At 63.0% G+C, this 26,800-nt stretch carries 22 protein-coding genes; 10 read left to right on the forward strand and 12 right to left on the reverse strand.

The features are described 5' to 3' along the window. The first annotated feature begins 291 nt into the window (after positions 1-291). Positions 292-2,112 (forward strand): DEAD/DEAH box helicase, encoded by a 1,821-nt coding sequence (locus LQ788_RS11915; protein WP_231441239.1) that lies wholly within the window; start codon positions 292-294, stop codon positions 2,110-2,112. A gap of 163 nt (positions 2,113-2,275) precedes the next feature. On the opposite strand, the gene LQ788_RS11920 is transcribed toward LQ788_RS11915, so the two are convergent. The 4 genes from LQ788_RS11920 to LQ788_RS11935 form a co-directional block, all read right to left on the reverse strand. Then, positions 2,276-3,052 carry an isoprenyl transferase gene (locus LQ788_RS11920; protein ID WP_009881507.1) on the reverse strand — a complete coding sequence of 259 codons (777 nt, stop codon included), beginning with the start codon at positions 3,050-3,052 and terminating at the stop codon, positions 2,276-2,278. Next, positions 3,049-3,777 (reverse strand): DNA repair protein RecO, encoded by a 729-nt coding sequence (gene recO / locus LQ788_RS11925; protein WP_231441241.1) that lies wholly within the window; start codon positions 3,775-3,777, stop codon positions 3,049-3,051. The genes LQ788_RS11920 and recO overlap by 4 nt, the downstream gene beginning before the upstream one ends. A 119-nt stretch (positions 3,778-3,896) precedes the next feature. After that, positions 3,897-5,663 carry a 2-isopropylmalate synthase gene (leuA, locus tag LQ788_RS11930; RefSeq protein ID WP_231441243.1) on the reverse strand — a complete coding sequence of 589 codons (1,767 nt, stop codon included), beginning with the start codon at positions 5,661-5,663 and terminating at the stop codon, positions 3,897-3,899. A 251-nt stretch (positions 5,664-5,914) separates the two neighbouring features. Further along, positions 5,915-7,144, reverse strand: coding sequence for a DUF6636 domain-containing protein (locus LQ788_RS11935; RefSeq protein WP_231441245.1), 1,230 nt, complete (start codon positions 7,142-7,144; stop codon positions 5,915-5,917). 60 nt (positions 7,145-7,204) lie between these two features. Between LQ788_RS11935 and LQ788_RS11940 the strand changes: the two genes are divergently transcribed. Together LQ788_RS11940 and LQ788_RS11945 are read left to right on the forward strand one after the other, a co-directional pair. Continuing rightward, positions 7,205-8,020 carry a L,D-transpeptidase family protein gene (locus LQ788_RS11940; protein ID WP_231441247.1) on the forward strand — a complete coding sequence of 272 codons (816 nt, stop codon included), beginning with the start codon at positions 7,205-7,207 and terminating at the stop codon, positions 8,018-8,020. Positions 8,021-8,030: 10 nt separating this feature from the next. Then, complete coding sequence (locus tag LQ788_RS11945) at positions 8,031-8,579, forward strand: hypothetical protein (RefSeq protein ID WP_231441249.1); 549 nt, start codon at positions 8,031-8,033, stop codon at positions 8,577-8,579. Positions 8,580-8,614: 35 nt separating this feature from the next. Here LQ788_RS11945 and LQ788_RS11950 read toward each other — a convergent pair whose 3' ends face one another. Beyond that, positions 8,615-9,262 (reverse strand): Rossmann-fold NAD(P)-binding domain-containing protein, encoded by a 648-nt coding sequence (locus LQ788_RS11950; protein WP_231441252.1) that lies wholly within the window; start codon positions 9,260-9,262, stop codon positions 8,615-8,617. A 123-nt stretch (positions 9,263-9,385) separates the two neighbouring features. Here LQ788_RS11950 and LQ788_RS11955 point away from each other — a divergent pair, with 123 nt between their 5' ends. Both LQ788_RS11955 and LQ788_RS11960 read left to right on the forward strand, forming a co-directional pair. After that, a complete protein-coding gene (locus tag LQ788_RS11955) occupies positions 9,386-10,255 on the forward strand; it encodes a DUF817 domain-containing protein (RefSeq protein WP_231441254.1) in 870 nt (289 codons plus the stop codon). Between the two features lie 26 nt (positions 10,256-10,281). Further along, complete coding sequence (locus LQ788_RS11960; RefSeq protein WP_231441256.1) at positions 10,282-12,966, forward strand: penicillin acylase family protein; 2,685 nt, start codon at positions 10,282-10,284, stop codon at positions 12,964-12,966. Between the two features lie 8 nt (positions 12,967-12,974). Here the strand turns inward: LQ788_RS11960 and LQ788_RS11965 are convergent, their stop codons facing one another. After that, the gene (locus tag LQ788_RS11965) at positions 12,975-14,174 is read right to left on the reverse strand and encodes an alpha/beta hydrolase family protein (RefSeq protein ID WP_231441258.1); all 1,200 of its coding nucleotides are present in this window, start codon (positions 14,172-14,174) and stop codon (positions 12,975-12,977) included. A gap of 186 nt (positions 14,175-14,360) precedes the next feature. Between LQ788_RS11965 and msrB the strand changes: the two genes are divergently transcribed. Together msrB and LQ788_RS11975 are read left to right on the forward strand one after the other, a co-directional pair. After that, positions 14,361-14,786, forward strand: a complete 426-nt coding sequence (gene msrB / locus LQ788_RS11970; protein ID WP_231441261.1) for a peptide-methionine (R)-S-oxide reductase MsrB — start codon at positions 14,361-14,363, stop codon at positions 14,784-14,786. Continuing rightward, positions 14,783-15,301 carry a GNAT family N-acetyltransferase gene (locus tag LQ788_RS11975; RefSeq protein ID WP_231441263.1) on the forward strand — a complete coding sequence of 173 codons (519 nt, stop codon included), beginning with the start codon at positions 14,783-14,785 and terminating at the stop codon, positions 15,299-15,301. Before msrB ends, LQ788_RS11975 begins: the two co-directional genes overlap by 4 nt. Before the next feature lie 14 nt (positions 15,302-15,315). Here LQ788_RS11975 and LQ788_RS11980 read toward each other — a convergent pair whose 3' ends face one another. Next, complete coding sequence (locus LQ788_RS11980; protein ID WP_231441265.1) at positions 15,316-15,789, reverse strand: MarR family winged helix-turn-helix transcriptional regulator; 474 nt, start codon at positions 15,787-15,789, stop codon at positions 15,316-15,318. Positions 15,790-15,916: 127 nt separating this feature from the next. Between LQ788_RS11980 and LQ788_RS11985 the strand changes: the two genes are divergently transcribed. Beyond that, positions 15,917-16,129: a hypothetical protein gene (locus LQ788_RS11985; RefSeq protein ID WP_231441267.1), complete on the forward strand. Its 213-nt coding sequence runs from the start codon at positions 15,917-15,919 to the stop codon at positions 16,127-16,129. Positions 16,130-16,209: 80 nt separating this feature from the next. On the opposite strand, the gene hemQ is transcribed toward LQ788_RS11985, so the two are convergent. The 3 genes from hemQ to hemE form a co-directional block, all read right to left on the reverse strand. Beyond that, positions 16,210-16,920 (reverse strand): hydrogen peroxide-dependent heme synthase, encoded by a 711-nt coding sequence (gene hemQ, locus LQ788_RS11990; RefSeq protein ID WP_231441269.1) that lies wholly within the window; start codon positions 16,918-16,920, stop codon positions 16,210-16,212. A 114-nt stretch (positions 16,921-17,034) separates the two neighbouring features. After that, entirely contained in the window at positions 17,035-18,438 is a 1,404-nt protein-coding gene (hemG, locus tag LQ788_RS11995; RefSeq protein WP_231441271.1) for a protoporphyrinogen oxidase, read from the reverse strand. Between the two features lie 4 nt (positions 18,439-18,442). Then, positions 18,443-19,489, reverse strand: a complete 1,047-nt coding sequence (hemE, locus tag LQ788_RS12000) for a uroporphyrinogen decarboxylase (protein ID WP_231441273.1) — start codon at positions 19,487-19,489, stop codon at positions 18,443-18,445. Between the two features lie 150 nt (positions 19,490-19,639). Between hemE and LQ788_RS12005 the strand changes: the two genes are divergently transcribed. Both LQ788_RS12005 and LQ788_RS12010 read left to right on the forward strand, forming a co-directional pair. Further along, positions 19,640-20,254, forward strand: coding sequence for a DUF3000 domain-containing protein (locus LQ788_RS12005; RefSeq protein ID WP_231441275.1), 615 nt, complete (start codon positions 19,640-19,642; stop codon positions 20,252-20,254). Beyond that, positions 20,251-21,426 (forward strand): HRDC domain-containing protein, encoded by a 1,176-nt coding sequence (locus tag LQ788_RS12010; protein WP_231441277.1) that lies wholly within the window; start codon positions 20,251-20,253, stop codon positions 21,424-21,426. Before LQ788_RS12005 ends, LQ788_RS12010 begins: the two co-directional genes overlap by 4 nt. Positions 21,427-21,473: 47 nt before the next feature. Here the strand turns inward: LQ788_RS12010 and dxs are convergent, their stop codons facing one another. Both dxs and acnA read right to left on the reverse strand, forming a co-directional pair. Further along, entirely contained in the window at positions 21,474-23,414 is a 1,941-nt protein-coding gene (gene dxs, locus LQ788_RS12015) for a 1-deoxy-D-xylulose-5-phosphate synthase (RefSeq protein WP_231441278.1), read from the reverse strand. Between the two features lie 615 nt (positions 23,415-24,029). Then, complete coding sequence (gene acnA / locus LQ788_RS12020) at positions 24,030-26,714, reverse strand: aconitate hydratase AcnA (protein WP_231441280.1); 2,685 nt, start codon at positions 26,712-26,714, stop codon at positions 24,030-24,032. Positions 26,715-26,800: the final 86 nt, after the last annotated feature.

The raw sequence follows: 26,800 nt of genomic DNA on the forward strand, positions 1-26,800 counted from the left end.
CGCAGGTACAGCCTATCGGTTCGGCTGCGATCGGTGGCTGTCGACTCCTGGGCGACGGAACTCACACTTAAAGCGGACCGCAGAGCCACCTCGGCGGGCGAGTGGCATGTAGGATTGAGGTACACCCAAACCTTTCTCCGTACTGACGGTTTTCAAGTCTGTCCAAGCAAGCCTTGGATCTCATACGGTTTCGGCCCGGATTGCTCACGATGATTGCACAAGCGGCCGCAGGGTAGATCGCCACTACAGTCATCTGCGATCAAGTGTGTGCCGACGTGAGAGAGAAAACTCATGACCGATGTGTCCTCATCCGACGATCCGACAACACCGAAGTTCTCCGAGTTGGGTCTCCACCCGCTCGTCCTCCAGGCAGTTCAGGCTCAGGGCTACGAAACCCCGACCCCGATCCAGGCCGAAACGATTCCCGCACTGGTCGAAGGCCGCGACGTCATCGGACTCGCCCAGACCGGTACCGGCAAGACCGCCGCTTTCGCTCTGCCGGCACTGTCCGACCTCGCTGAGGCGGGTCGCGCCAATGACGGCCCCTTCGCTCTCGTACTGACCCCCACCCGTGAGCTTGCAATCCAGGTCGCCGAGGCGTTCACCTCCTATGCGACGAACCTCGACGACTTCTCCGTCCTCCCCATCTACGGCGGCCAGGCCTACGGCCCGCAGCTGTCCGGGCTCAAGCGCGGCGCTCAGGTTGTCGTGGGAACGCCCGGTCGTGTCATCGACCACCTCAAGAAGGGCTCCCTCAAGCTCGGCAGCCTCCGTCACCTCATCCTCGATGAGGCCGACGAGATGCTCAAGATGGGCTTCGCCGAAGACATCGAAGAGATCTTCAGCCAGTCCGGCGACTCACGTCAGGTGGCACTGTTCTCCGCCACCATGCCGACGTCAATCCACCGCCTGACCGGCAAGTACCTCAACAACCCCAAAGAGGTGCGGGTCGCGTCGAAGTCGCAGACCGGATCGAACATCCGTCAGCGCTACCACATGGTCCAGCACTCCCATAAGCTCGACGCCCTGACCCGGATCCTCGAGGTCGAGGAGTACGAGGGCATCATCATGTTCGTCCGCACCAAGCAGGCCACGGAGGAGCTCGCGGAGAAGCTGCGTGCCCGCGGCTTCAAGGCCTCGGCGATCAACGGCGACATTCCCCAGCAGGCTCGTGAGCGCACGATCGACATGCTGCGCAACGGCAAGGTCGACATCCTCGTCGCCACCGACGTCGCAGCCCGCGGCCTCGACGTCGAGCGCATCACCCTGGTCGTCAACTTCGACATTCCTCACGACACCGAGTCCTACGTCCACCGCATCGGCCGCACCGGCCGCGCCGGACGCTCGGGTGAGGCCATTCTCTTCATCACCCCGCGTGAGCAGCGTCTGCTCGGTTCCATCGAGCGCGCAACGAAGCAGAAGGTCGAACAGCTGAAGATGCCCAGCGTCGAAGAGCTGACGAACACCCGTGTGGAGAAGTTCACGAAGCGCATCGACGATGTGCTCGCCACGACCGAGCTGACCGAGCTCGCGACCGTCATCGAACAGTACGAGCTCTCCCGCAACGTGCCTGCGACCGACATCGCCGCAGCGCTGGCGTCGCTGGTGCTCGAGTCGAACACCCTCAAGGCCGATCCCATGCCGGAGCCTTCGCGCGGCAAGCCAGCCCGTGACCGTGACAGCGGCGGACGCGACGGTAAGCCCGGCCGTGAACGTTCATCCCGTCCGCGTGATGAGAACATGACCACCTACCGTCTGGCCATCGGACGCAATGAGCGTCTGCAGCCCGGTGCGGTCGTCGGCGCCATCGCCAACGAGGGTGGTCTCACTTCGAAGGAGATCGGCCACATCGACATCCGGTCGAACCACACCCTTGTCGATCTGCCCAAGGATCTCGATTCTTCGGTCATGCGCAAGCTCTCCAACACCCAGATCCAGGGCCGCCCGATCGACATCCGTCCGGATTCGGGCCGTCCGGCTCGTCCGTTCAAGAAGCGCAACTTCGACAAGCAGCCCGGCGACAGCCGCAACTTCCGCAATGATCGCCGCGGAGGCGCCAAGAAGTTCAGCAATGACCGCTTCGGCGGCGAACGCTCACACGACCGCTACTGAATCGCTGCCGCTGCGCAGTCGCCCAGCCGTGCTGATCCACCGGCACTGCTGAGCCGGCTTCGGCGCAGCGAGCACACATGACACGAGGTCCCGCAACGTTTTCGTTGCGGGACCTCGTGTTTGCCTCTGGGATGTCGTGTTTGCTCAGACTGTTCGCGACCGGCTAGGAACCTGAGCGGTCCACGGCGCCGCCGAAGCGACGATCACGGCGTGCGTATTCTTCGATCGCCGACCACAGGGTGCGACGGTCGACGTCGGGCCAGAGCACGTCTTGGAAGACCATCTCGGCGTACGCGGACTGCCACAGCAGGAAGTTTGAGGTCCGCTGCTCCCCCGATGAGCGCAGGAACAGGTCCACGTCGGGGACCTCGGCCGCGTAGAGACGGGAGCGAACGGTCTTCTCGCTGACCTTGCCCGGTTTCAGCTTCCCGGCGGCCACCTCGGCGGTGATCTGGTTGACTGCGTCGACGATCTCCGAGCGTCCCCCGTAGTTGACGCAGAACTGGAGGACCAGTCCGGTGTTGTGCTTGGTCATCTCCGCCGCGGTCTCGAGTTCGTCGATGACCGAGCGCCACAGGCGACCACGACGCCCCGCCCAGACGATGCGCACACCCAAAGCGTTGAGCTCATCGCGGCGTCGGCGGATGACATCACGGTTGAAGCCCATAAGGAATCGAACCTCGTCGGGCGACCGTTTCCAGTTCTCGGTGGAGAAGGCATAGGCGGACAGGTAGTCGACACCCATCTCGATGGCCCCGTGGATGACTTCGAGGAGTGAGGCCTCTCCTGCCTTGTGTCCTTCAGTGCGCGGCAGACCACGGTCGTTGGCCCAGCGGCCGTTGCCGTCCATGACCACGGCCACGTGATTCGGGACGAATTTCGACTCGATGCGCGGGGGTCGGGCTCCGCTGGGGTGCGGAGGTGGTGCGGGATAGCTCATCTGCTCTCCAGAACTCTCAGTGATCGGATATTGCGCTCCAGATGCCACGACACCCAGTCCGAGACGAGTTTGGAACCGTCGATCTGGTCGTGGAGGTCCGAAGACTCCGCGCGCTCCCAGTCACCGGAGAGCAGCGCCGCCATATGTTCGAGTGCGTCGGTGTCGGGCAGGGCTGCGCCGCTGGGGCGACAGGTGGTGCACACGGCACCGCCCAGGGAGGCCGAGAACGCACGGTGGGGTCCAGGACTGCCGCACTGTGCGCAGTCGAGCAGACTCGGCGCCCAGCCGGCCACGGACATGGCCCGGAGCAGATACGCGTCGAGGGCCAACCTCGGCGGGTGCTCGCCGTTGCACAGGGACCGGATGGCCGAGACGAGGAGCAGGAAATGGGTGCGCGACTGGGGTTCGACCTCGGTGATCCGGGCGGCGGTCTCCGCCATCACGCTGGCGGCGGAGTACGCGTCATAGTCGGCGCCGATGCCACGGGCAAAGGGTTCGATGAGTTCGACCTGGGTGACGATGTCGAGGCTGCGGCCGACGTGGCACTGCACATCGACGAGCATGAAGGGCTCGAGTCGGGAACCGAAGCGTGACTTGGTGCGGCGAATGCCCTTCGCAACTGCTCGGATCAGCCCGTGGCTGCGGGTGAGAACAGTGACGATGCGGTCGGCTTCGCCGAGTTTGTGCCCTTGGAGCACGATGCCTTCATCACGATAGTTGTGCACCCGCCCATTATCGCAGAGTGCGGCGGGGAATCATCCCCGCCGCACTCAGACATCAGTTGTGAGATTGCCCCCTGCCGACAGTCGATCCGACCGGCAGGCTCAGTCTCCAGTGGTGGACCTCAGCGCTCTCCGTCACGGTCGCGGGCTGCTCGGTTGACCGCCGAGACGACGGCCTTGAGCGAGGCCTTGGTGATGTTGGGGTGCAGTCCGGCACCCCAGACCACACGGTCCTCGACAGCGAGTTCGACGTAGGCTGCAGCCATGGTGTCGGCACCCGATCCGATGGCGTGCTCGGTGTAGTCCTGGAGCCGGAGATCAACGTCGAAGTTCTCGATGAGGATCTTCACGAGCGCATCGATCGGACCCTTGCCGTGTCCTTCGTAGGTGCGTTCCTGACCGTCGACGATGAGGTCGGCCTCGACGCGCTCGGCAGAGCCGGAATCGTCGACCGTACCGGAGTCAGTGCGCAGGCCCACGATCTGGAAGCGGCCCCAGGCGTTGTCCGGATCATCGCTGGGCAGGTATTCGTGGTTGAAGATGCGGCGGATCTCTTCAGCCGAGACCTCTCCCCCGCCTTCGGTGTGTGCCTGGACGGCTCGGGAGAATTCGACCTGCATGCGGCGCGGCAGATCCAAGCCGTACTCGCTCTTGAGCAGGTAGGTGACTCCGCCTTTGCCGGACTGCGAGTTCACGCGGATGATCGCCTCGTACGAGCGCCCCAGATCCTTCGGGTCGACCGGCAGGTAGGGCATGTCCCATTCCATCAGGTCCACTGGCACGCCCTGCTCGTTGGCCCTCTTCTCACGGTCGGCGAACGCCTTGTTGATGGCGTCCTGGTGCGAGCCGGAGAACGAGGTGAAGACGAGGTCGCCGCCGTATGGATGGCGCTCGTGGACGCCGATCTGGTTGCACTCGGTAACGGTGTGGATGACCTCGTCGATGTCGGAGAAGTCCAGTTCGGGGTCGACGCCCTGCGTGTAGAGGTTGAGTGCCACGGTGACCAGGTCGAGGTTGCCGGTGCGTTCGCCGTTGCCGAAGAGGCAGCCTTCGATCCTGTCGGCACCGGCCATGATGCCCATCTCTGCAGCAGCCACTCCGGTTCCACGGTCGTTGTGAGGGTGCAGGGACACGGCTACCTCATCGCGGTAGGGCATGTTGCGGCAGAACCATTCGATCTGGTCAGCATAAGTGTTCGGGGTGCCGCGCTCGACGGTGGCAGGCAGGTTGACGACCGTTTCGCGATCGGTGGCCGGCTGCCACATGTCGAGGACGCTGCCGACGATGTCGAGAGCGAATTCGGGTTCGGTGTCGACGAAGATCTCCGGGGAGTACTGGTAGCCGAAGTCCGCGTCGCCCAGGAGTGACTCGGCGTGCTTCATGACCGCCTGAGTGCCGCGGGTGGCGATTTCGCGAGTCTGGTCGAAGCCCTCACCGTCGAAGCCGAACACGACCTTGCGGAAGACCGGCGCGGTGGCGTTGTAGAGGTGGACTGTCGGCTTCTTGGCACCGACAAGGGACTCCACTGTCCGCTCGATGAGATCCTCACGTGCCTGGGTGAGCACGGAGATGCGCACATCGTCGGGGATCGCGTCCTGTTCGATGATCTCGCGGACGAAGTCGAAGTCGACCTGGCTGGCAGCGGGGAAACCGACCTCGATCTCCTTGAAGCCCAGCTTGACGAGGAGGTCGAACATCTTGCGCTTGCGATCGGGTGTCATCGGATCGATGAGGGCCTGGTTGCCGTCACGCAGGTCGGTGCTCAGCCAGCGCGGAGCCTTGCGAATCAGCTGGTCTGGCCAGGTGCGGTCGCGCATATCCAGAGCGATGCGGTCCTGAAAGGACTTGTATTTGCTGAACGGCATGGGAGTGGGCTTCTGCAGTTTCATGGTTCCTCAATCATTCATCGTGTGCTAAATCAGCATATGAAAAACTCCGCGACGAGTGTGCTGTCCGATCAGGACTCGTCGCGGCAAGGAAGGAGGAGCAACCTGTGAGCCACACCATCAACATAGCCCTGGTTGCTCCCTCCGACCCAAATCTGTCCAAATCCTAAGATCGTAGTCCTGATCTCGCCGAGGTGGTCCGTGCGCTGTCCCCGCCGAGGTGGTGGTGCTATACATCGCCGAGGTGGCTCTGCCTAGTCGAGGAAGTCGACCGAGGCTCGTCGCATGTTGAAGCCGACGCCGGACTCATCAGACTTGCATGTCATGCCCTCTCGGGTGGAGGTGCAGGTCATTCCCTCAGCGGTGATCGATTCGCCGTAGCCGAGCACCCGAGCGGGGCCGGAATTCTCAGGGGCCTCAACGCAGGAGAAGCCCGCGCCCTCGGAGTTGGCCACGACGACGGCACCCCAGTTCTCCAGTTGGCAGTCATCGGGTTTCTCCGGAGCCTTGTAGTCGAAGGACGTGATGACGCACCGGCTGCGGTCTGAATCGATCGTGCAGGAGATGTTGCCAGAGGGTGACTTGAACGACTCTGCTGCGACCGGTGGCGTCGAAGCTCCCGGGTCTTCTGTCTCGGAGCCTGCACCGTCAGACGGTCCTTGTGAGGACGCGCCTGTGGCCTCGTCGTCCTTGCTCTGTGTTGCGTCCCAGGCAATGTATCCGACGATGCCGAGTGCGAGGATCAGAGCGATCGCGGCCAGCGCCCAGAGCCAACCCGGGACCTTTCTGGTCTCGGAGTCTCGTCGATGAGGGCCTCCCGGACCGCCCGGTCCACCGGGGCCGTATCCACCGGGTCCCCCGGGTCCGCCGGGCCCATATCCACCTGGACCGCCGGGGCCATAGCCTCCGCTTGCGGGACCGGGACCGCCGGATCCCGCGTAGGCGGCTGCGGCATGTGGGGCATGGGCTGATGCGCCGTTGGGCACGTGCGACTCACTTCCGGGGTATTCGTTGGGATGCGGTGGAGGGGTGGGCTGCTGTGGCGGGGGTCCGGCCGGAGGGCCGGCAGGAGGGCCAGGCGCGCCGAAGTCTGATCCCCACTGCTCTGGCTGCGGCGAGTTGGGGGCCGAGGCGCCCTGCGGGTTCCACTGTTTCGGTGCTGAGGCGGCTTGTGCTTCGGCGATGTCCTCGGACCTCACCTTTCGAGGTGCCGGATCGCTGCCGGTGGATTCGTCGTTTTCAGCTGCAGCCAGCTGGCGCAGCTCGTCGAGGCTGAGGACCTCGGTGGCCTCGGCGCCGTCGGAGGACACCATGGACCGGAGTCTGGCCAGCTCCTCGGAGCTGAGTGCTTGGGTCGAACCATCAGCAGCCGGGGACTTGTCCTGACCGATGAACAACTGCGTCGTGATCGAATCTGGAGACTCCTCGGCCGGCTTCCGACGCCCGGGGCGCGGAGGGTGGTTCGGCACAGGTGGAATGCTCATGGGCTCATTTTCGCATAGTCATTACCACGGTGTTCTCAAGGTTCGTGAGAAGATGACCCCATGTTCAGTGGTGGAACCCGGACCGGGACCAGCCTGACGGTCGCTGTTCTGGCTCTGACGCTGTCGTCGTGCGGGACACCGACCGACAGCGATGACGATGACGACTCAGCCGTTACCTCCGGTATGGTCGCGGCCCCCGCGCAACAGAACAGCCTCGGTGATTTCGCCGCCCCTGCTCAGATGACCCCACCCGGAGCAGCACCCACAGAAGTTACCGGGCCTGCCCACTCGGTGCCGGTCCCCGGACTCGGACCGAAGACGGCAGCGCAGATCCCCGCCGAGACCTCACAGGTCCTTGTCGCCAGCGGCTCGGATGCGAACTCCGATTCCGGTCAGCTGATCTTCTACGCCTTCGACGACGGCGCCTGGAAGAAGCGCAAGACCTTCGACATCCACAACGGGAAGAAGGGGTGGTTGGCCGATCGGCGGGAAGGCGACAAGACCTCACCGATCGGAGTCTTCACTCTCAGCGATGCCGGCGGGTACAAGAAGGATCCGGGAACTCAGCTTCCCTACACCCAAGATGATCGACTCCCCTCATCGGCGACTGTCGCCTACGGGTCCGAGTACGATCGGGTCTTCGACTACATCATCGCCATCGACTACAACCGCGTCCCGGGGACACCGCCCACCGATCGGACTCGCCCCCTGGGATGGGACAAGGGCGGTGGGATCTGGTTGCACCTCGACCATGATTCGGGGACCAACGGCTGTGTGACCCTCAAGGAGAAGGACCTCAAGTGGATCCTTGAGACCATCGACCCCGATGCCCACCCGCGCATCGCCATGGGACCTGTGTCCCAGCTGCAGAAGTAGAGGCACCTTAATGCGCACGCTCATCATCTCCCTGGTGCAGTCGATCAACGGCTCCTATGCCCAGGACGGCTGGTCGACGGGAGTTTCCACGAAGGCCGATTTCGCCTACTTCAAGTCACTCCGCAGGCAGGCGGGTGCCATCATCATCGATCGCAGGACCGCGCTGAATCCCGCGCTGCCGGTCATCAACGCACCGGGCAAGGCCCTCGAACACACGCCGGTGCATGTCCTGACCGAATCAGACCCGCAGGCACTGACCAGTCAGCTCGCCGAGGCGGACCTCGACTACAGGGTCCAGCACTTCACTCCCGACACCGCCGCCGCCACGCTCGAGGGCCTCGAGTCCGCGAACGAGACACTGGTGTGCGAATCCGGTCCTCATCTGGCCTACCGCCTCCTCGACGCCGTCCCCGGCGCCGAGCTGCATCTGAGTCTCAGTCCGCTCTACCGCCGCACCCCCGGCAGCCACTTCTCCCAGCTCGAGGCCACCCTCGATCTGCGACTCATCGATGTGCGGTCCGTCGATGACCAGGTCTTCGTCCGCTACCGTCGAGCCTGAGCTGCACGTTAACCTGAGCTACACGTTGAGCTGAGCTACACGTTGAGCTGTGTGCTCAGCTCGTGATCTTCGGGTCGGGACACGATGTCGATGACAGCCTCGGCGACGGTCGTCAGTCCGATGGTCTCCACTCCCCCGCTGAGGTCGTTGCGCCCGTCGCCGGCGATGGGCGCCATGACCTTGAGTTCGCGATAATGCACCGAGTCCGTTTCTTCCGCGGCGACTTTGAGCAGCATCTCCTGGGCTGCGCCGAAGACGCTGATGGCTCCAGATCCGGCACAGGGTTCGACACTGGCCACGCCGTTGAGAGTCAGGTGGCGGATTCGATCACTGCCACCCGCCTCGGCGAGCGCCTCCGACACGGCACAGGCCGCGAAGTGACCACGCAGATATGAACCGTAGTCCGCGTCGAAGGAGTCGATACCGCGAGCAATCATCGAGATGTCGACATACCAGCCTCCGACCGCAGCGATGACAGCGTCGACCGGCGGTGCGGCCACTCGACCGAGTTCGTCGATGACAGCTTGCGGTCGCTCCACCCATTCGGGCACGACGACCGGAGTGTACGGAGTCTTTGCCTCCGGCTGTGCGCGAACGATTCCGGTGACGTGATGGTCGGCAGACAGATGCTGAGCAAGTCCCGTGCCGACATGGCCCGAGGCTCCGAAGATGAGGATGTGCATGTCTCGAAGTCTATTTGACGAAGACTTCGACACCTTCGCCCAGACGATTTCCGGGGCTGGCCGAACGCGACACCGGCCACGATAGAATCGTCCTCGACCGCTTCTCACCCGGACAAGGACCCCATGGCAGATCAGCACGAGCTCACTCGTCGTGAACGCGTCCTCGACGATCTGGCCAATCGGCATCTGGGTCGGATCCCCGCCGGTCTGAGAGAGTTCATCGTCTTCGGGATCAAACAGGCGTGGGCGTGCCTGTTCGGAGCTCTCATGCTGCTGGCCATCATCGCCACAGCGTGGTGGTACCCGGACGACGCGAGCCTGGCCCGCAATGATCTCCTCGTCATCGTGGCTGTCCTCATCCAAGCCCTCATGCTCATCTTCCGTTTGGAGACCGGGCGGGAGCTCTGGGTCATCGTGCTCTTCCACATCGTGGGCACGGGCATGGAGATCTTCAAGACTTCGGTGGGTTCGTGGAACTACGCGGAAGGCGGTGTCCTCCACATCGGAGCGGTCCCCCTGTTCACCGGGTTCATGTATGCCGCCGTCGGCTCGTACATCGTGCGCGTCTACCGACTCTTCGATCTGCGCTTCAGCCACTACCCGCCGAGATGGATCACCGCAGTCATCGCCGCAGCGATCTACATCAACTTCTTCACCCACCACTTTATGGTCGATGTGCGGCTGGTCCTCGTCCTGGCTGTGGCCGTGGTCTTCTTCCGCTGCAGCATGCATTTCCATGTGCACCGACTCACGCTGCGCATGCCGGTGCTTCTCGCTTTCGTGCTGGTGGCGTTCTTCATCTGGATCGCTGAGAACATCGGCACCGCCACTGGTGCATGGCTCTACCCTTCACAAGTCGACGGCTGGGAACTTGTGCCGGTGACCAAGCTCGTCGCGTGGTTCCTGCTGATGATGATCTCCGTCGTTCTCGTCACATTCGTCTACCCGCCCAAACCCCCGGATGAGGTCAGTTCACCTGATAATCTGAGCTGAAACTCAGACTTGGCCGAAGGAGACACATGGCAGACGCGGATCCCGAGGATTCCAGCGCACTGGTGGCAGCGGTCCGCCGCCCATCGGGATCGCACCGCTTCGTGAGCACGAAGGTCCTCATCCGCGTCCTCGCTGCGATTCTCGTCCTGCTGCTCATCCTCACCCTGCTCGGCGTCTTCTTCATGCGCCGGTCGTTTCCCACTACGGACGGCGACATCTCATTGCCTGGCCTCGATGCCGAGGTCAGCGTCACCCGGGATGAATCGGGAGTCCCGACTGTAGAGGCCAGCACCTCTCATGACCTCTTCCTGGCCCAGGGCTTCGTCCATGCCCAAGATCGTTTCTGGGAGATGGACTTCCGTCGGCATGTCACCTCCGGTCGGCTCTCGGAACTCTTCGGAGAGTCACAGTTCGGCACCGATTCGTTCATTCGCACTCTCGGCTGGCGCAAGGTCGCCGAGGCGGAGGTCGCGGCTCTCGATGACAAAACGCGCGCATATTACGAGGCCTATGCCGAAGGCGTGAACGCCTACCTGCACGACAAGTCCCCCACCGAGGTGTCACTCGAGTACGGAATCGTCGGCCTGCAGAACGGCGGGGTTGAGATCGAGGAGTGGACACCAGTCGACAGCGTGTCCTGGCTCAAGGCCATGGCCTGGGACCTGCGTTCGAACGTCGAGGACGAGATCGACCGAGCGATCAGCACGACCACGCTCGACGACGAGCAGATGGCCGATGTCTACCCTGACTACCCCTATGACACCCGACCGACGATCATCGGCGGCAACGCCGGGGCCACAGCACCCGCGGCAAGCCGCAAGAGCGGCGACAGCAAGTCCGGTGGCAGCAAGTCCGGCGAGGACGAAGCACGAGCCGGAGGCGAAGTGACCGGGGTGGACTCACCACAAGCGGACGACGCGGCAGACAGCCAGACTCCGGGCAACCTCGGCGAGCTCAAGGAGCATCTGAAGACGCTGCCGACTCTGTTGGGGGTCAACAGTCATGACATCGGATCGAATTCGTGGGTGGTCTCCGGTGAGCACACTGCCACCGGTGCCCCGCTTCTGGCCAACGATCCGCACCTGTCTCCCGCCATGCCCTCGGTATGGCATCAGATCGGACTGCGCTGCACCGAGATCACACCCGAATGCCCCTTTGACGTGTCTGGGTTCTCCTTCTCCGGACTGCCCGGGGTCGTCATCGGACACAATCAGAACATCGCCTGGGGTCTGACGAACCTGGGACCTGACGTCGCCGACCTCGTGGTCGAAAGGATCCGCGACGGCGAAGCGGTTCGTGACACCGGGGACGAAGCCGTCACCACGCGCAAGGAGACCGTGAAGATCGCGAAGCAGGAACCACGCGAGATCACGATCCGCTCGACGAGCAACGGTCCTCTCATCTCCGACCTCGAGGGCCCCTATCGCGGTGTCCTCGATGCTGCGACCGGAGCCAACACCGCCGACACGAAATCGGGTCCGGGCGATGAGCACTACCAGCTTGCACTGCAGTGGACGGCCCTGCAGCCGGGCAACACTGCCTCCGCGATCTTCGGTCTCAACGCGGCCAGGAACTGGGACGAATTCCGGCAGGCAGCCTCACTCTTCGACGTGCCGGCCCAGAACCTCATCTATGCAGACACCGCCGGCAACATCGGCTACCAGGCCCCGGGCAAGATCCCCAAACGGGGCAAGGGCGACGGCATGCTGCCCCGACACGGCTGGAAGACCGACGAAAACTGGCAGGGATACCTCGACTTCAAGGATCTGCCGAGTCTCTACAACCCCGAACGGGGGTGGATCGTGACAGCCAACAACCCGGTCACTCCCCCTGGGGATTCCGTCCAGCTGAGCAATGACTTCGACGATGGGGACCGGGCTCGGCGAATCACGAAGCTGGTCCAGGACACGATTGCCGACGGTGATGTCACGACTGCCGACATGTCTCGGATTCAAGGAGATGACCTCAATCCCCTGGCGCTGACTCTGATCCCTCTGCTCGAGGACATCGAGGCAGAAGAGGGCACCGACATCGCCGAAGCCCAGGAGCTGCTCTCGTCCTGGAACGGTCGCGATGACGCCAACAGCGCCGCCGCAGCCTACTTCAACGTGCTCACGAAGACGATCCTCGATGAGGTCTTCGCTCCGAAGCTGCCTGATGCTGTGCCCCCTGGAGGCGGCTCACGCTGGTACCTCATCATCAAGAACCAGCTCAAGGACCCCGACTCCGACTGGTGGGCCGACTCCGAGGTCGATGATCGGGACGAAGCGCTGGCTCGGGCCATGGACTCGGCGTGGAAGACGACCGAGGATCTGCTCGGCTCCGAACCGGTGACCTGGCGCTGGGGTATTCTGCACAGGCTGACCATCCGCAACGCCAGCCTCGGCGAATCCGGAATCAAACCCATCGAGCAGCTGTTCAATCGCGGGCCCTATGAAGTCGCAGGCGGTTCCGGAGAGGTCAACGCCACCGGGTGGGATGCTTCGGTCGGGTTCGAGACGAACTGGGTGCCGTCGATGAGACAGATCATCGACCTCAAGGACTTCAACCATTCGCAGTGGATCAACCTCACGGGCGCTTCTGGTCATGCCTTCCACCCGCACTATGCAGATCAGACCGAGGACTGGGCGGCCAATAAGACCCGGCCGTGGCCCTACACTCCAGATGCCTTGGACCGGCACACCGAGGACACTCTGGTGCTGCGACCCTGAGACCCCGATCAGTTCTTAGGCAGAACCTTCGCCTCGAGGAAGTTCGCCACATCGTCTTCCCAGCGAACGGGGTCGACGTTCCATTCCTTGGTGTGGCGGGCCTTCTCGTAGACGGGCATCGTCACCAGGTCGCGGCGCACCGATGCCAACGCGTGGGACGGCGATGAGGGTACGAATTCGTCATCGTCGGAGTGGATGAGCAGAACGGGAACGTCGAGTTCAGCGGCACGGGTCACCCAGTCCAGTCGGCCCAGATCCAGCGGCGTCTGCAGCCCGGTGATCGGACGCGCCCATGGTTGGGTGATCATCTCCAACGTGAGTTTCGCGACCGGAGTCGGCAACATGTTGAGACGGGCCTGATTGTCGAGGACATTCACCCAGTCGACGACTGGTCCGTCGAGGACGAGTGCCTTCACATAGTGCCTGTTGCGTCCGCGGGAGGCGGCCTGCAGCGAAATGGCGCCGCCCATCGACCAGCCGATGAGAACGACGTCGCTGGCACCGTGCGAAAGTGCGAAATCGATCGCGGCATCCACGTCGATCCATTCGGTGTCGCCGAGGCCGTAGCGAGAGGTGGTCTCGACTCGCACCTCGGCGTCATTGCGATAGGACATGGCGATCGCCGGGATGCCCAACGTATTGAGAATCGGAGCGGCACGCAGACCCTCGGCCCGAGTGCTGGCACGACCATGGACGAGGATCGCCCAGGTGCTCTGCGGCTCGGGATGGTCGGTAGGCAGCAGCCAGGCCGGAAGCCTGCCTGCATCGGACTCGATCTCGATGTCCTCAGAATCGACTCCAGCCGCCAGCGGCTCCGGGTACACGATGCCCGTCCAACGTCCGTGAGAGGCCCGTTTGATATCGCCGCGAGTGACCGAGAGGATCTCCCGGGACACGGTTCTCGAGCGCGGATCGTATTCGACGATGTCGCCGATCACGGCATGGCCGGCACCCTGATTGAAGTAGAGGCCGTAGGTCCCGCGCACCGTCGTCTCTTCAGTGGCGGGCAGATGAATGCGCATATTGGGCGAGAACCCATCGATATGGAGAATATCGAGCTCTTCCGGCGCATTCTCGGGCACCACGATCTTGCGTGCGAAATAGACGGCCAGCCCCGAGGACGCCACCGAGATCACAGCGCCGATCCCAGCACCGACACCCACCGAAGCCAGAAGCAGGCGAGTCGGGAATTTAGTGTCGCGAACCATGAAAACCTCCTACCTTCATTGTCGCCCAAGGAATGAGCAGTCTCCAAACGCTGTTGTGCAGGTGAGAAGGCTCCCCAGAGCCCGCGCGCTGCCACATCACGCATTGCCCGGAACCGGACTGCCAGCGTGTCAGGCGGCAGTGGGACAATGGGAGACAAGAGAAACCGACAAGGCCCGGAGGTCGCGATGAGTCAGTCACCGAATGCCAACGCAGAAGCCAATCCCGAGGAAGTCCGCTGGCAGGACGTGCTCACTCCTGCCGAATTCGCGGTGCTGAGGCAAGGCGGTACGGAACGTCCGTTCACGGGCGAATACGTCGACACGACGACTGTCGGAATGTACCAGTGCCGTGCCTGCGGTGCAGACCTGTTCCCCTCAGACACCAAGTTCTCCTCCCACTGCGGTTGGCCCTCGTTCTATGCGCCTCTGGCCGAGGACCGGGTGCGCTACCTCCGCGATACTTCGATGGGGATGGAGCGCATCGAGGTCCGGTGCGCGAACTGCGATTCGCACATGGGACACCTGTTCGAAGGCGAAGGCTACGACACACCCACCGACCTGCGCTACTGCCTGAACTCGGTGTCACTGCGGCTCATCGACGGACAGGAGTGAGCGAAGACTCCCAGCTCGTCGTCAAGACCTTCGACGAACTCACCCTCGCCGAGCTCTACGGGATCCTGCAGCTGCGCTCCCAGGTCTTCGTCGTCGAACAGAATTGCGTCTTCCTGGACCAGGACGGTGTGGACTCTCTGCCGCAGACCTTGCATGCGTTCTTCCCCGGAGATGTGCGAACCATGCAGGATTCTCACGGCGCCGAGGTGGGCCGAAGTCTGGCGCCCAAGGCCTACGCTCGTATGCTGCCGCCCGATTTCCCGGACGGGCCGGCTTTCGTACCCGGCGCCCGCAGCATCAGCCGCGTCGTGACCAACCCTGATGTTCGCGGCGGAGGCTGGGGGCGACGGCTCCTCAGCGAACTCGTCGCCGGCCACAGCCACCGGCTGCTGACTCTCAACGCCCAATCTCACCTTGAGGGCTTCTACGCCGGCTTCGGGTTCAGCCCGAATGGTCCACGATTCTTCGAGGACGGGATCGAGCACACTCCGATGTCACGCCCGGCGAACGCCTGAGGCTTCGGGACACACTAGGCTCGGGCCGAACTGTCCTGCTGCTGCACCTGAGAGGCATCGACTGCCTCGATGAGGCGTGTCATCGTTGAGTGGAGCTCACGCAGATCTGCCTCACCCATATCGAGCTTGGCCATCATCTGCCCGGGAATCGCCTCGGCCGTCTTCCGCAGGTGCGCACCAGTCTCGGTCAAGGAGACTTCGACGACCCTCTCGTCGTGGCTGCTGCGTCGCTTCTCCACGTAGTCCAATGCCTCGAGACGTTTGATCAGCGGCGACACCGTTGCTGCCTCGAGTCGCAGCAGCTCGGCGATCTTTCGCACCGGCAGCCTCTCGTGCTGCCAGAGGGACAACATGACCAGGTACTGCGGGTGAGTGAGGTTGATGGGTTCGAGCACGGACCGATAGGCGGAGATCACTCCACGAGAGGCCACGGCCAAGGCAAAGCAGATCTGGCTCTCCAGAGCCAGAGGATCGTATGCGGTCTGCATCTCTTCTTTGTCCTTCCAACGACGACAACCTTTTAGTTAGTACACTAATGATTAGTGTACACTGTATATATACCGTTCACCTCAGCCGACGCCAACCGCCCGGCTCTCAACCATTGAATGGACTCACATGTCTGACTCCCACGATTCTCAGCGACGCGTTGCCTGGCTCAATCGCTTCTTCCGCAAGATCGTCGGCCCCGCACAAGTCGACAACTCCCGTCCCGGTGGCTACTACGAAGATGAGCACCTGCGCCACGAGCGCCTCGACGCGATGGGCTTGGAGATGCGCACCGACGCCAACGGCCATTCCTATGTGGTGAAGAAGCAGAACCCCGAATGATCAGCGCAGCGTGAGCTCCCCAGAACGGGCTCGGGGCCGCGCCGGGGTGGTCTCCCCCGTCGCGGCCCCGAGCCCCAGGATCAGCGCCAGTCGGTGATGATATCGACGAGTTCGCGCAGCGGCCCGGTGTAGAACGGAACCTCTTCGCGCACGTGCAGGCGCGCCTCGGTGTTGCGCAGATCGCGCATGAGGTCGACGATGCGGTGAAGTTCGGGGGCTTCGAAGGCCAGCAGCCACTCGTAGTCACCGAGAGCGAATGAAGCGATCGTGTTGGCCTTGATGTCCTTGTAGCCTGCGGCCGCCATGCCATGATCGCGCAGCATCTTCGAGCGTTCCGCGGGATCAAGGAGATACCAGTCGTAGGAGCGGACGAAGGGGTACACGCAGATGTACTTGCCTGGTTCGTCATCGGTGAGCAGTGCAGGCAGGTGCGCCTTGTTGAACTCGGCCGGACGGTGAAGTCCCACGACTGACCACACCGGTTCGAGGACTCCGCCCAGCATGCTGCGACGCACCGCCGAGTAGGCGGCCTGGACCAATTCGATGGTCGGCGCATGCCACCAGAACATCACATCGGCATCTGCGCGCAGGGCGGAGACATCGTAGATTCCGCGGACGACAAGCCCCTGCTCCTTCAACGGGGCGAGTGCTTCGTCGACCTCGTCGGCGAGTTCGGTGCGATCGGCATCACCGAGTTCGCCGGCGGAGGCGAAGACCGAATACGCGATATAACGCGTCTCGTTGTTCGCCTGATCGATCTGCTCGTCGGTGGGGTGAGAGTATTCGCTCATTCCTGCTCCTTCTTCCGTGTGTCGGTGCATGTTGTGTGTAGTGGTCGGGTCTGCAAAGTAGTCGTGTCTGCGTGGCGGTCGTGCATGCGAGGCGGTCCTGCCAGTCTGGAAAATTCAAGTCTGCATCGATGTGATTCTCTGAGCTGCGGTCTCGGCCCGGCTGATGCAAGCCGGGATGCCCACGCCGAAGTAGGCCGAACCTGCCAGTTCGAGTCCGGCGACTTCGTCGATCTCCTCGTCGACTCTCGCCACCATCTCACCGTGCCCTGGCAGGTACTGCGGCAGAGCACGATCCCAGCGGCGTGCCTCGGCTGCGATGAGCCGATCCGATTCCCGCCCGAGAGCGGCCTGCCAGTCTTCGAAGGCCCGTGAGATGAGCTCCTCGTCCGTACAGTTCTGCCAGACCCCGGGCTCATCCCGGTAGCGTCCGATACTCATCCTGATCAGGGCGGTGCCTTCGGGGATGCGCTCACGCATCCACGGCCACTTGTTCGACACGAAGGTCGATGCCTTGATGAACGACTTCTCCGTGGGTGGGATGAGGAAACCGGAGCCATCGAGCCCTCGCTCTCCAACCTCGACAAGTGCAGGAATCAGAGCGGTTGACGCGTAGGGCACGGAGGCCAACATTGACGAGGACTGGGGAGCCACCTCGGCGATGAGATCCTTCGTCACGTGTGCGGGGGTGGCGAGCACAAGACCGTCGGATTCCAGGCTGAAATCCTCGGCCTCCACAGTCCAGCGACCGTTGTCGACGTGAACTGAGCTCACCCGTGTGTCGGTGTGGATGGTGCCGTTGTGCTCGCGGATGCGCTCGACGAGTGCCGGAACCAGACGGTTGATCCCTCCGATGAGACTCATGAACACCGGCTGCGGGGTCTCCCCCGCCGCCAGTGATGCCGACTGCGCGTCACGCGCTGAAAGCAGGCTCTCGACCAGTTCGAGCACCGAAATGCCTTCGGTTGCGGCCGGCAGCAGAGCAGGCACCGTTGCCGCCAGCGACAGGTCACGGCATCGACCCGCGTACACTCCCCCGAGCAGTGGGTCGACAAGTGTGTCGACGAGGTCGGCGCCGAGGCGGTCGCTGAGGAAGTCCCCCAACGACACGTCGCGACCGTCGATCGGTGCGGTGATGACCTCATGTGCGACGCGCTCGCTGGCGGCCGGCCCGAGGAGGTCGCGGACCTCGGTCGAATTGCCGGGCACTCCCATGATCGTGCGTTTGGGGATCGCGTGGAGTCGCCCCTTCGACAGGACTCGCGAACTGTGCTTCGTGGAGGGGAATTCGACGTCGAGTCCGAGTTCGGCAGCCAGATCCTTCGTCTCGGGGCGACGGTACAGGCTGGCTTCGGCACCGATGTCGAGGCCTACGGGAACAGTTCCGTTCAAGGTCGTCGAATGCAGGCAGCCGCCGAGGCTGGAGTCGGCTTCGAGGAGTGTGACCTGATGATCGGGGGCCAGTCGATAGGCGGTGACGAGACCGGAGATGCCTCCCCCGACGATCGTGATGTGACGCATCGCCTCAGCCCCGTGCGGCCAGGATCTCTGCGGAGACGCGGTGGACTTCGTCCACGATCCGTCCGGGCACGTCCGGGTCGGTGTCGGGGAGGACTCCGTGGCCGAGGTTGAACACGAAGCCTGCTTCATGATTGAGGCCCTGCTTCACGATCTCCTCGATTCGCGGTGCCAGAGCTTCCCAGGGAGCGAAGAGCAGCGCCGGGTCGAGGTTGCCCTGCAGCGGCTGGCCCGGCTGCACGCGCGTCGAGGCATCGTCCAGGTCGACTCGGAAGTCGACACCGACTGCGGTGGAACCGGCGCGTGACATGGAGGTCAGGAGCTCACCGGTCTGGACACCGAAATGGATGCTCGGAACTTCGTAGTGGCGCAGGGATTCGAAGACCGCGGTGGAGTGCTCGACGACGTGAGCCTCGTAGTCGCGGCGGGACAGGTAGCCTGCCCAGGAGTCGAAGAGTTGGAACGCTGAGGCTCCGGCCCCGAGCTGGACATCGAGGAAGGTCGAGGAGATCCGAGCGAGCTTGCTCAGCAGCAGAGAGAAGGTATCCGGGTCTGAGGCCATGAGGGATTTGGTCTTCTCATGGTTCTTGCTCGGTCCGCCTTCGATGAGGTAGCTGGCCAGAGTGAAGGGGGCTCCGGCGAATCCGATCAGCGGAGTCTCCTGGCCCAGCTCTTCGAGGATCCGGCCGATGGATTCGGCGATATCGGGAATCTGCTCGGGCTCGAGCTCGGCCAGTGCGTTGACATCGGCGCGGCTGCGGATCGGGTTCGCAATCACGGGGCCCGTGCCGGGAACGATCTCCACATCGACTCCGGCCGCCTGCAGCGGCACAACGATGTCAGAGAAGAAGATGGCAGCATCCACACCATGGCGACGCACCGGCTGCAGTGTGATCTCTGAGACAAGTTCCGGGGTCCGGCAGGCATCAAGCATTGCGGTGCCGGCACGCAGTTCGCGGTATTCGGGAAGTGATCGGCCTGCCTGTCGCATGAACCAGACGGGAGTGTGCGCAATCTGCTCTCCGCGCAGGGCGGGCAACAAGGTTGAAGTCATGTCTCCATCCTCCCATCCCCGACGGATTGATGCCCACCGGATGCCGGTTTCAAGACGCCGAGTCTTGCTCGAGGCCGTGGTCGAAAACTCTTGGTTCCGTCACGGCGTGGACGGTTCACCTCAACCGTGGCCTGATCTATCGTGGCAAGTGTGGTCAACACCTCACCTCTCAATCGCATTCCGTCGGAGTTCTCCGCCGTGACCTCGGTTCTGCGCGAAGCCCGGAACACGAATAACGTCTCGATCTCTGAAATCCCGGCGCCGGCTCGTCTGGCGCCGTATTCGTATGCGCTGGGAGTCGAAGTCAGCGCCGATGAGACCTTCCTGCGAGCCAGCGGAGAGGCCATCGACGAATTGGCCACCGGCCGCATCGTCGTCCTCTTCGACCCCAGCTCCCCCGAGGAGTGGGAGGGGCGGTTCCGGGTCGTGTCCTACATCCGCGCCGAACTCGAACACGAACTCGGCAATGAGACGATGCTCGGTCCGGTCGCTTGGACCTGGCTCGAAGAAGCGCTGGAGTCCAATAACTGCGAGGTCGTCGCCGCCGGAGGCACGACCACCCGCGTTCTCTCAGAGAGCTTCGGCACGCTTGCCGATCGGCCGTCCACGATAGACTTGGAGCTGCGCGCTTCATGGACCCCCGTGATCGCGGAGCCGGAACTGATCGGCGATCACTTCGAAGCGTGGATCGATCTGCTGTGCACAGTTGCCGGACTGCCACCGCTTCCTGAAGGAGTTTCAGCCCTGCCCGGGCGACGTCGATGACAACCGAACTACCGCTCTTGGCCACACCCGCAAACGGCGTACCGCCGCTCGTCGACACCCCGGCCGAATTCACCTCGGCCTGCGCCGATCTTGCGCAGGGATCCGGCCCCATCGCCATCGATGCCGAGCGTGCCTCTGGCATCAGATACGGCCAGCGAGCCTTCCTGGTGCAGCTGCGACGGGAAAACGCCGGCACCTTCCTCCTCGACTCTGAGGTGCTTGCTGACCTCAGCCCGCTCAATGACGCATTCGCCGGGGCAGAATGGGTCATTCACTCTGTGACCCAGGATCTGCCATGTCTGCAGGAACGCGGCATGCAGCCCGAAGTGCTCTTCGACACCGAGCTTGCGGCCAGAATGCTCGGATGGGAGAAATTCGGTCTCGCCGCCGTGGCGGAGAGGACTCTCGGAGTCCGTCTGGCCAAGGAGCACTCGGCAGCCGACTGGTCGAAGCGGCCGCTGCCGAAGGAATGGCTCAACTACGCCGCTCTTGACGTCGAGGTGCTGCTGCCCATCCGCGACATCCTCCACGAGGCTCTCATCGAAGCCGACAAATGGGAGTTCGCCAGGCAGGAGTTCGAGCATCTCCTCGATTTCCAGCCCAAGCACTTCGCCGAACCCTGGCGCCGAACCCATGGGCTGACAAAGCTCAAATCGCGCAAGGACATCGCCAAGGTACGCGAGCTGTGGACGTCTCGTGATGAGATGGCCGCCGAGTCTGATACCGCCCCCTCACGCATTCTCCGCGATCGCGATCTTGTCGCCCTCGCCCAGTCACGGGTGCAGTCGAGCGACGACATCATGGCGACGTGGCCCAAGCTCTCCCGCGCGGACTCCGGTCGACTGTACCGGGCCTATCGCAAAGCGACCCGGCTCACAACAGACGAATTGCCTGCGCGCAAGGAGACGCACACAGCGCAGTCACGGTCTCCGTTCAGCCACACTGACATCAAGGACCGAGTAGCGGCCCTCAAAGCAGCGATGGCCGACCTTGCCGAAGAGCATACGATTCCTCATGATGTGCTGCTGCAGCCTGCTATCGTCAAGGCTCTCGGCGCGCAGTCGGGCGTCGACGTCGAGGAGTTCCTCTTTGACCGCGGAGCCAGGCAGTGGCAGGTCGAATTGAGCGCACCGGCGCTCAGAAGCACCCTCGAGTCGCTGCCCAGAGCCTGAGCGTTTCTGCTCGGCGCAGCAGCTCTAGCCTCCGAAGGCTCATGGAGTCAGACGGCTCGGCGTGAGCTCTGCTGAGCACGTTCCCTGACCTCTGCGGGCAGGATATGAACGATCTCGGAGACGATGGTGGCCACGTCGAGGCCGGCGTATTCGAGGATCTCATCGCGAGTGCCCTGCGGCAGGAACTCATCGGGTGCTCCGAGTTCGAGGACTCCGACGCGCGAATCAGCGGCGCGCAGATCGCTGCGGATCTGTGAACCGACTCCACCGACCTTGACGCCGTCTTCGATGACCGCGACGAGACTGTGCTCAACGGCCATGTCGATGACACCGCCTGGCACCGGCAGCACCCAACGCGGGTCGACGATCGTTGACGCGATGCCCAGGTCGGCCAACTCTTCGGCCACTTCCTGGGCGCGTCCGGCGAATGGCCCGACGGACACGATGAGCACGTCTTTGGGGGTGCCTGTCGGCACCTCTCGCAGAACGTCGACACCATCGTCGAGTCGACGCAGCGCCGGAATGTCTGTACCCACACCTCCGCGCGGGAAGCGGATCACGGTCGGTGCGTCTTCGATGGCAACGGCTTCGGCCAGTTCCTCCGTCAGACGCGCGGCATCACGAGGGGCGGCAAGTTTGAGGCCGGGCACGATGCGCAGCATCGCCATGTCCCAGATTCCGTGGTGGCTGGCGCCATCGGGTCCGGTGATTCCTGCCCGGTCCAGGACGAAGGTGACTCCCTGGCCATGCAGGGCCACATCCATGAGCATCTGGTCGAAGGCACGGTTGAGGAACGTCGCATAGATGCACACGATGGGGTGCAGTCCGCCGTAGGAGAGCCCGGCCGCGGACGTCACTGCGTGCTGTTCGGCGATGCCGACGTCGAAGACCCGCTCCGGATACACCTCGGCGAACTTCGCGAGACCCACCGGCAGGAGCATCGCCGCGGTGACGGCGACGATATCGTCGCGGTTGTTAGCGATCTCGAGCACTTCGCTGCCGAAGACCGAGGTCCATGAAGTCTGCTTCGACGGTGTCGACTTGCCGGTCAGTGGGTCGATGACTCCGACGGAGTGGAACTGATCGGCATCATCGTTGAGTGCCGGGTCATAGCCCTGGCCCTTCTGCGTGATCATGTGCACGATGACGGGGCCGCCGTCGTACTGTTTGGCCCGCTGCAGTGCCTTCTCGACCATCGGCAGGTCGTGTCCGTCGACAGGACCCAGGTATTTGATTCCGAGTTCGTCGAACATTCCGGCCTGCTCCGCGGAGACCATGTCCTTGAGGCCACGCTTGACCCCGTGGATGGCGCTGTAGGCGGCCCGTCCGGGTGCACCCGACTGCCGCAGCGTCGATTTGCCCCAGGACAGCAGCTTTTCGTATCCGGTGGTGGTGCGCAGTTCATCGAGGTGCTCGGCGAATCCGCCGACCGTCGGGGCGTAGGAGCGTCCATTGTCGTTGACGACGATGATGAGCTTGCGTGGTGGTGTCGACTTGTCGGCCGCAATCGTATTGAGCGCCTCCCAGGCCATACCGCCGGTCAGTGCGCCGTCACCGATGACGGCGACGACATGACGGTCGCTTTCACCCTTGAGCTGATGCGCCTTGGCGATTCCGTCGGCCCAGGACAGCGAGGCCGAGGCATGGGAGTTCTCGATGACGTCGTGCTCGCTCTCGGCCCGGCTCGGATATCCCGAGAGTCCGTCACGCTGGCGCAGGCTCGAGAAGTCTCCCATGCGTCCGGTGAGGAGTTTGTGCACGTAGGTCTGGTGGCCCACGTCGAAGAGGATCGTGTCGTGTGGGGACTCGAACACGCGATGGAGACCCACGGTGAGTTCGACCACGCCGAGGTTGGGCCCCAGGTGACCACCTGTGCCGGCGACCGTGGTGACCAGGTAGTCCCTGATCTCCTTTGCCAGGACTTCGCACTCGGCGTCGTCGAGTTCACGCAGCTGTGATGGCGAGTTCATCGACTCGAGGAATGTCATTCGACCTCGCTCCTGAATGCACAATAGATGGTCTGATACTGCAATTTCCGCTCGAATCATCTTAACGCTTCACAGCCCAGAGTTCGTCTTCGGGCGAGCTCATCCGGCTTTGAGTGTGTCTGGATCCACAGCCACGCCGGTGCCAGGATCACCCGCGTCGCGGTGTCAAGGGCTCATGCACAAAGATGTCTCGGGCACGCAGACCAAAGCATCTCGCGCGCGGGCTCCGGCTTGCCAGCGCATTCGATCTCAGCGTCGCAGAGTCCCCAGCGGCACCCAACACCGTGACTCGCAATACCACCCTCAGCAACGGTTGCTTAAGACGCTGACGATCCGCATAGCGCAGCCAACGGTATGAGTTGTCAGCAATGGCAGACATTGACGCCCAGGGTAGGACTTGGCGCTTGCAGTAGGATTTAGCGCTGGCGGTGGCACTCCGCGCCTGACCGAACCTGCACAACGGGGCATAGATGTCCGGGCATGAACAACCGTGTGCGAACACCGGCGCATGGACTACCTGGTGATAGCCACCCGAGTACGACGAAGGCCGGCGGGATGTTCCCACCGGCCTTCGTCAATCAGTCCTGATAACGGTTCAATCAGTCCTGATAATGATCAAGCAGTCGCGAGCTGACGCAGCACGTACTGCAGGATGCCGCCGTTACGGTAGTAATCGGCTTCACCCGGAGTGTCGATGCGGACCACTGCATCGAAGTCGACGGTGGTGCCGTCTTCCTTCGCTGCCGAGACCTTGACGGTCTTGGGAGTGGTGCCTTCGTTGAGCTCGGTGATACCGGAGATCGAGAAGGTCTCCGTGCCATCGAGGCCCAGCGAATCAGCCGATTCGCCGGCAGGGAACTGCAGAGGCACAACGCCCATACCGATGAGGTTCGAGCGGTGGATGCGCTCGAAGCTCTCGGTGATGACAGCTTCGACGCCGAGCAGCTTCGTGCCCTTGGCAGCCCAGTCACGCGAGGATCCCGAACCGTATTCCTTGCCACCGAGGATGACAAGCGGAGTCTCGGCCTTCGCGTAGTTCACTGATGCGTCGAAGATCGAGGTCTGCGGACCACCCTCCTGAGTGAAGTCGCGAGTGAAGCCACCCTGGACTCCGTCGAGGAGCTGGTTCTGCAGGCGGATGTTCGCGAACGTACCGCGAATCATCACCTCGTGGTTGCCGCGACGCGAACCGAAGGAGTTGAAGTCCTTGCGCTCGACGCCGTGCTCGATGAGGTACTTGCCAGCCGGGGTGTCGGCCTTGAAGGAACCTGCAGGCGAGATGTGGTCGGTGGTGACCGAGTCGCCGAGCTTCGCGAGAACGCGTGCACCCTTGATGTCGGAAACGGGCTCTGCTTCCAGGCCCATTCCGTCGAAGAAGGTTGGCTTGCGCACGTAGGTCGACTCGTTGTCCCACTCGAAGATCGCGCCTTCGGGTGTCTGCAGAGCCTTCCAACGGTCGTCACCTTCGAAGATCCGGCCGTATTCCTCGTCAAACATATCTGTCGAGATCGAGGACGAGATGACCGACTCAACCTCTTCTGGCGATGGCCACAGATCCTTGAGGTAGACGTCGACGCCTTCCGAGTCCTGGCCCAGGGGCTGGTTGTCGAAGTCGAAGTCCATGGTTCCCGCCAGTGCATAGGCGATGACCAGTGGAGGCGAGGCGAGGTAGTTCATCTTCACATCGGGGCTGATGCGGCCCTCGAAGTTACGGTTGCCGGACAGGACTGCGGAAACTGCCAGGTCGTTGTCCTGGATGCTTTCCGAGATGTCGGAATCCAGTGGTCCGGAGTTGCCGATGCAGGTGGTGCAGCCGTAGCCGACGACGAAGAAGTTGAGTGCCTCGAGGTCCTCAATGAGGTTGGCCTTCTTGTAGTACTCGGTGACGACCTTCGAACCCGGAGCGATGGAGGTCTTGACCCATGGCTTGGAGTTGAGTCCGCGCTTGCGGGCGTTGCGGGCCAGCAGACCTGCAGCCAGCATCACCGAAGGGTTCGAGGTGTTGGTGCACGAGGTGATCGAAGCGATCGCCACGGCGCCGTTGGCCAGTTCGAAGCTGGATCCGTCGCTGGTGGTGACGGGAGCCGACTTGTTCTCTTCGCCTGGCTTCGCGTAGTTGTGGATGTCCTTGGCGAACTGGTCCTTGGCATCCGTGAGCTCGATGCGGTCCTGCGGGCGCTTCGGTCCGGAGATCGAAGGCACGACTGTGGAGAGATCGAGTTCGAGGTACTCCGAGTACTCGACTTCCTTGCTCGGGTCATGCCACAGGCCCTGGGCCTTGGCATAGTCCTCGACCAGCTGGATCTGCTCGGCCGAACGACCGGTGAGCTTCATGTAGTCGATGGTCACTTCGTCGATCGGGAAGATCGCTGCGGTCGAACCGAACTCGGGGCTCATGTTGCCGATCGTGGCGCGGTTGGCCAGCGGCACGGCGGAGACGCCCTGTCCGTAGAACTCGACGAACTTGCCGACGGCTCCGTGCTGGCGCAGCATGTCGGTGATCGTGAGCACGACGTCCGTTGCGGTCACACCGGAGGGGATCTCGCCGGTCAGCTTGAAGCCGACGACGCGAGGGATGAGCATTGAGACGGGCTGGCCGAGCATGGCTGCCTCTGCCTCGATGCCGCCGACGCCCCAACCGAGCACACCGAGGCCGTTGACCATGGTGGTGTGGGAGTCTGTGCCGACCAGTGTGTCGGGGTAGGCGCGGAGCACACCGTCGACCTCACGCGGCATGACGACGCGTGCAAGGTGTTCGATGTTGACCTGGTGAACGATGCCCATGCCTGGAGGAACGACCTTGAAGTCGTCGAAGGCCGTCTGGCCCCAGCGCAGGAACTGGTAGCGCTCACCGTTGCGCTTGTATTCCATGTCCATGTTGAGTTCGATCGCCTCGGCGGTGCCGAAGTTATCGATCTGAACCGAGTGGTCGATGACCAGCTCGGCCGGAGCCAGCGGGTTGACCTGCTCCGGCTTTCCACCGAGCTCGACGACCTTCTCGCGCATTGTCGCGAGGTCGACGATGCAGGGCACGCCGGTGAAGTCCTGCATGACCACACGGGCTGGGGTGAACTGAATTTCCGTAGCCGGTTCGGCACTGGGGTCCCAGTTGCCGAGGGCTTCGATATGCTCCGAAGTGATATTCGCACCGTCTTCAGTGCGCAGCAGATTCTCCATCAGCACCTTGAGGCTGAATGGAAGCTTCTCTGACCCTGGGACCTGATCCAGGCGATAGATCTCATAATCCGTATCGCCTACGGTCAGGGTGCTCTTCGATTTGAACGTATCGACGTTGCTCATCGTGATTCTCCTGTTTCATCCGACACTCATCCAAGAAACCGGGCAAGCCCGTGAGCCGCGCACCGATTTACGCGACACAAATGTTT

It is taken from the genome of Brevibacterium zhoupengii, from assembly GCF_021117425.1.
Lineage (GTDB): Bacteria > Actinomycetota > Actinomycetes > Actinomycetales > Brevibacteriaceae > Brevibacterium > Brevibacterium zhoupengii.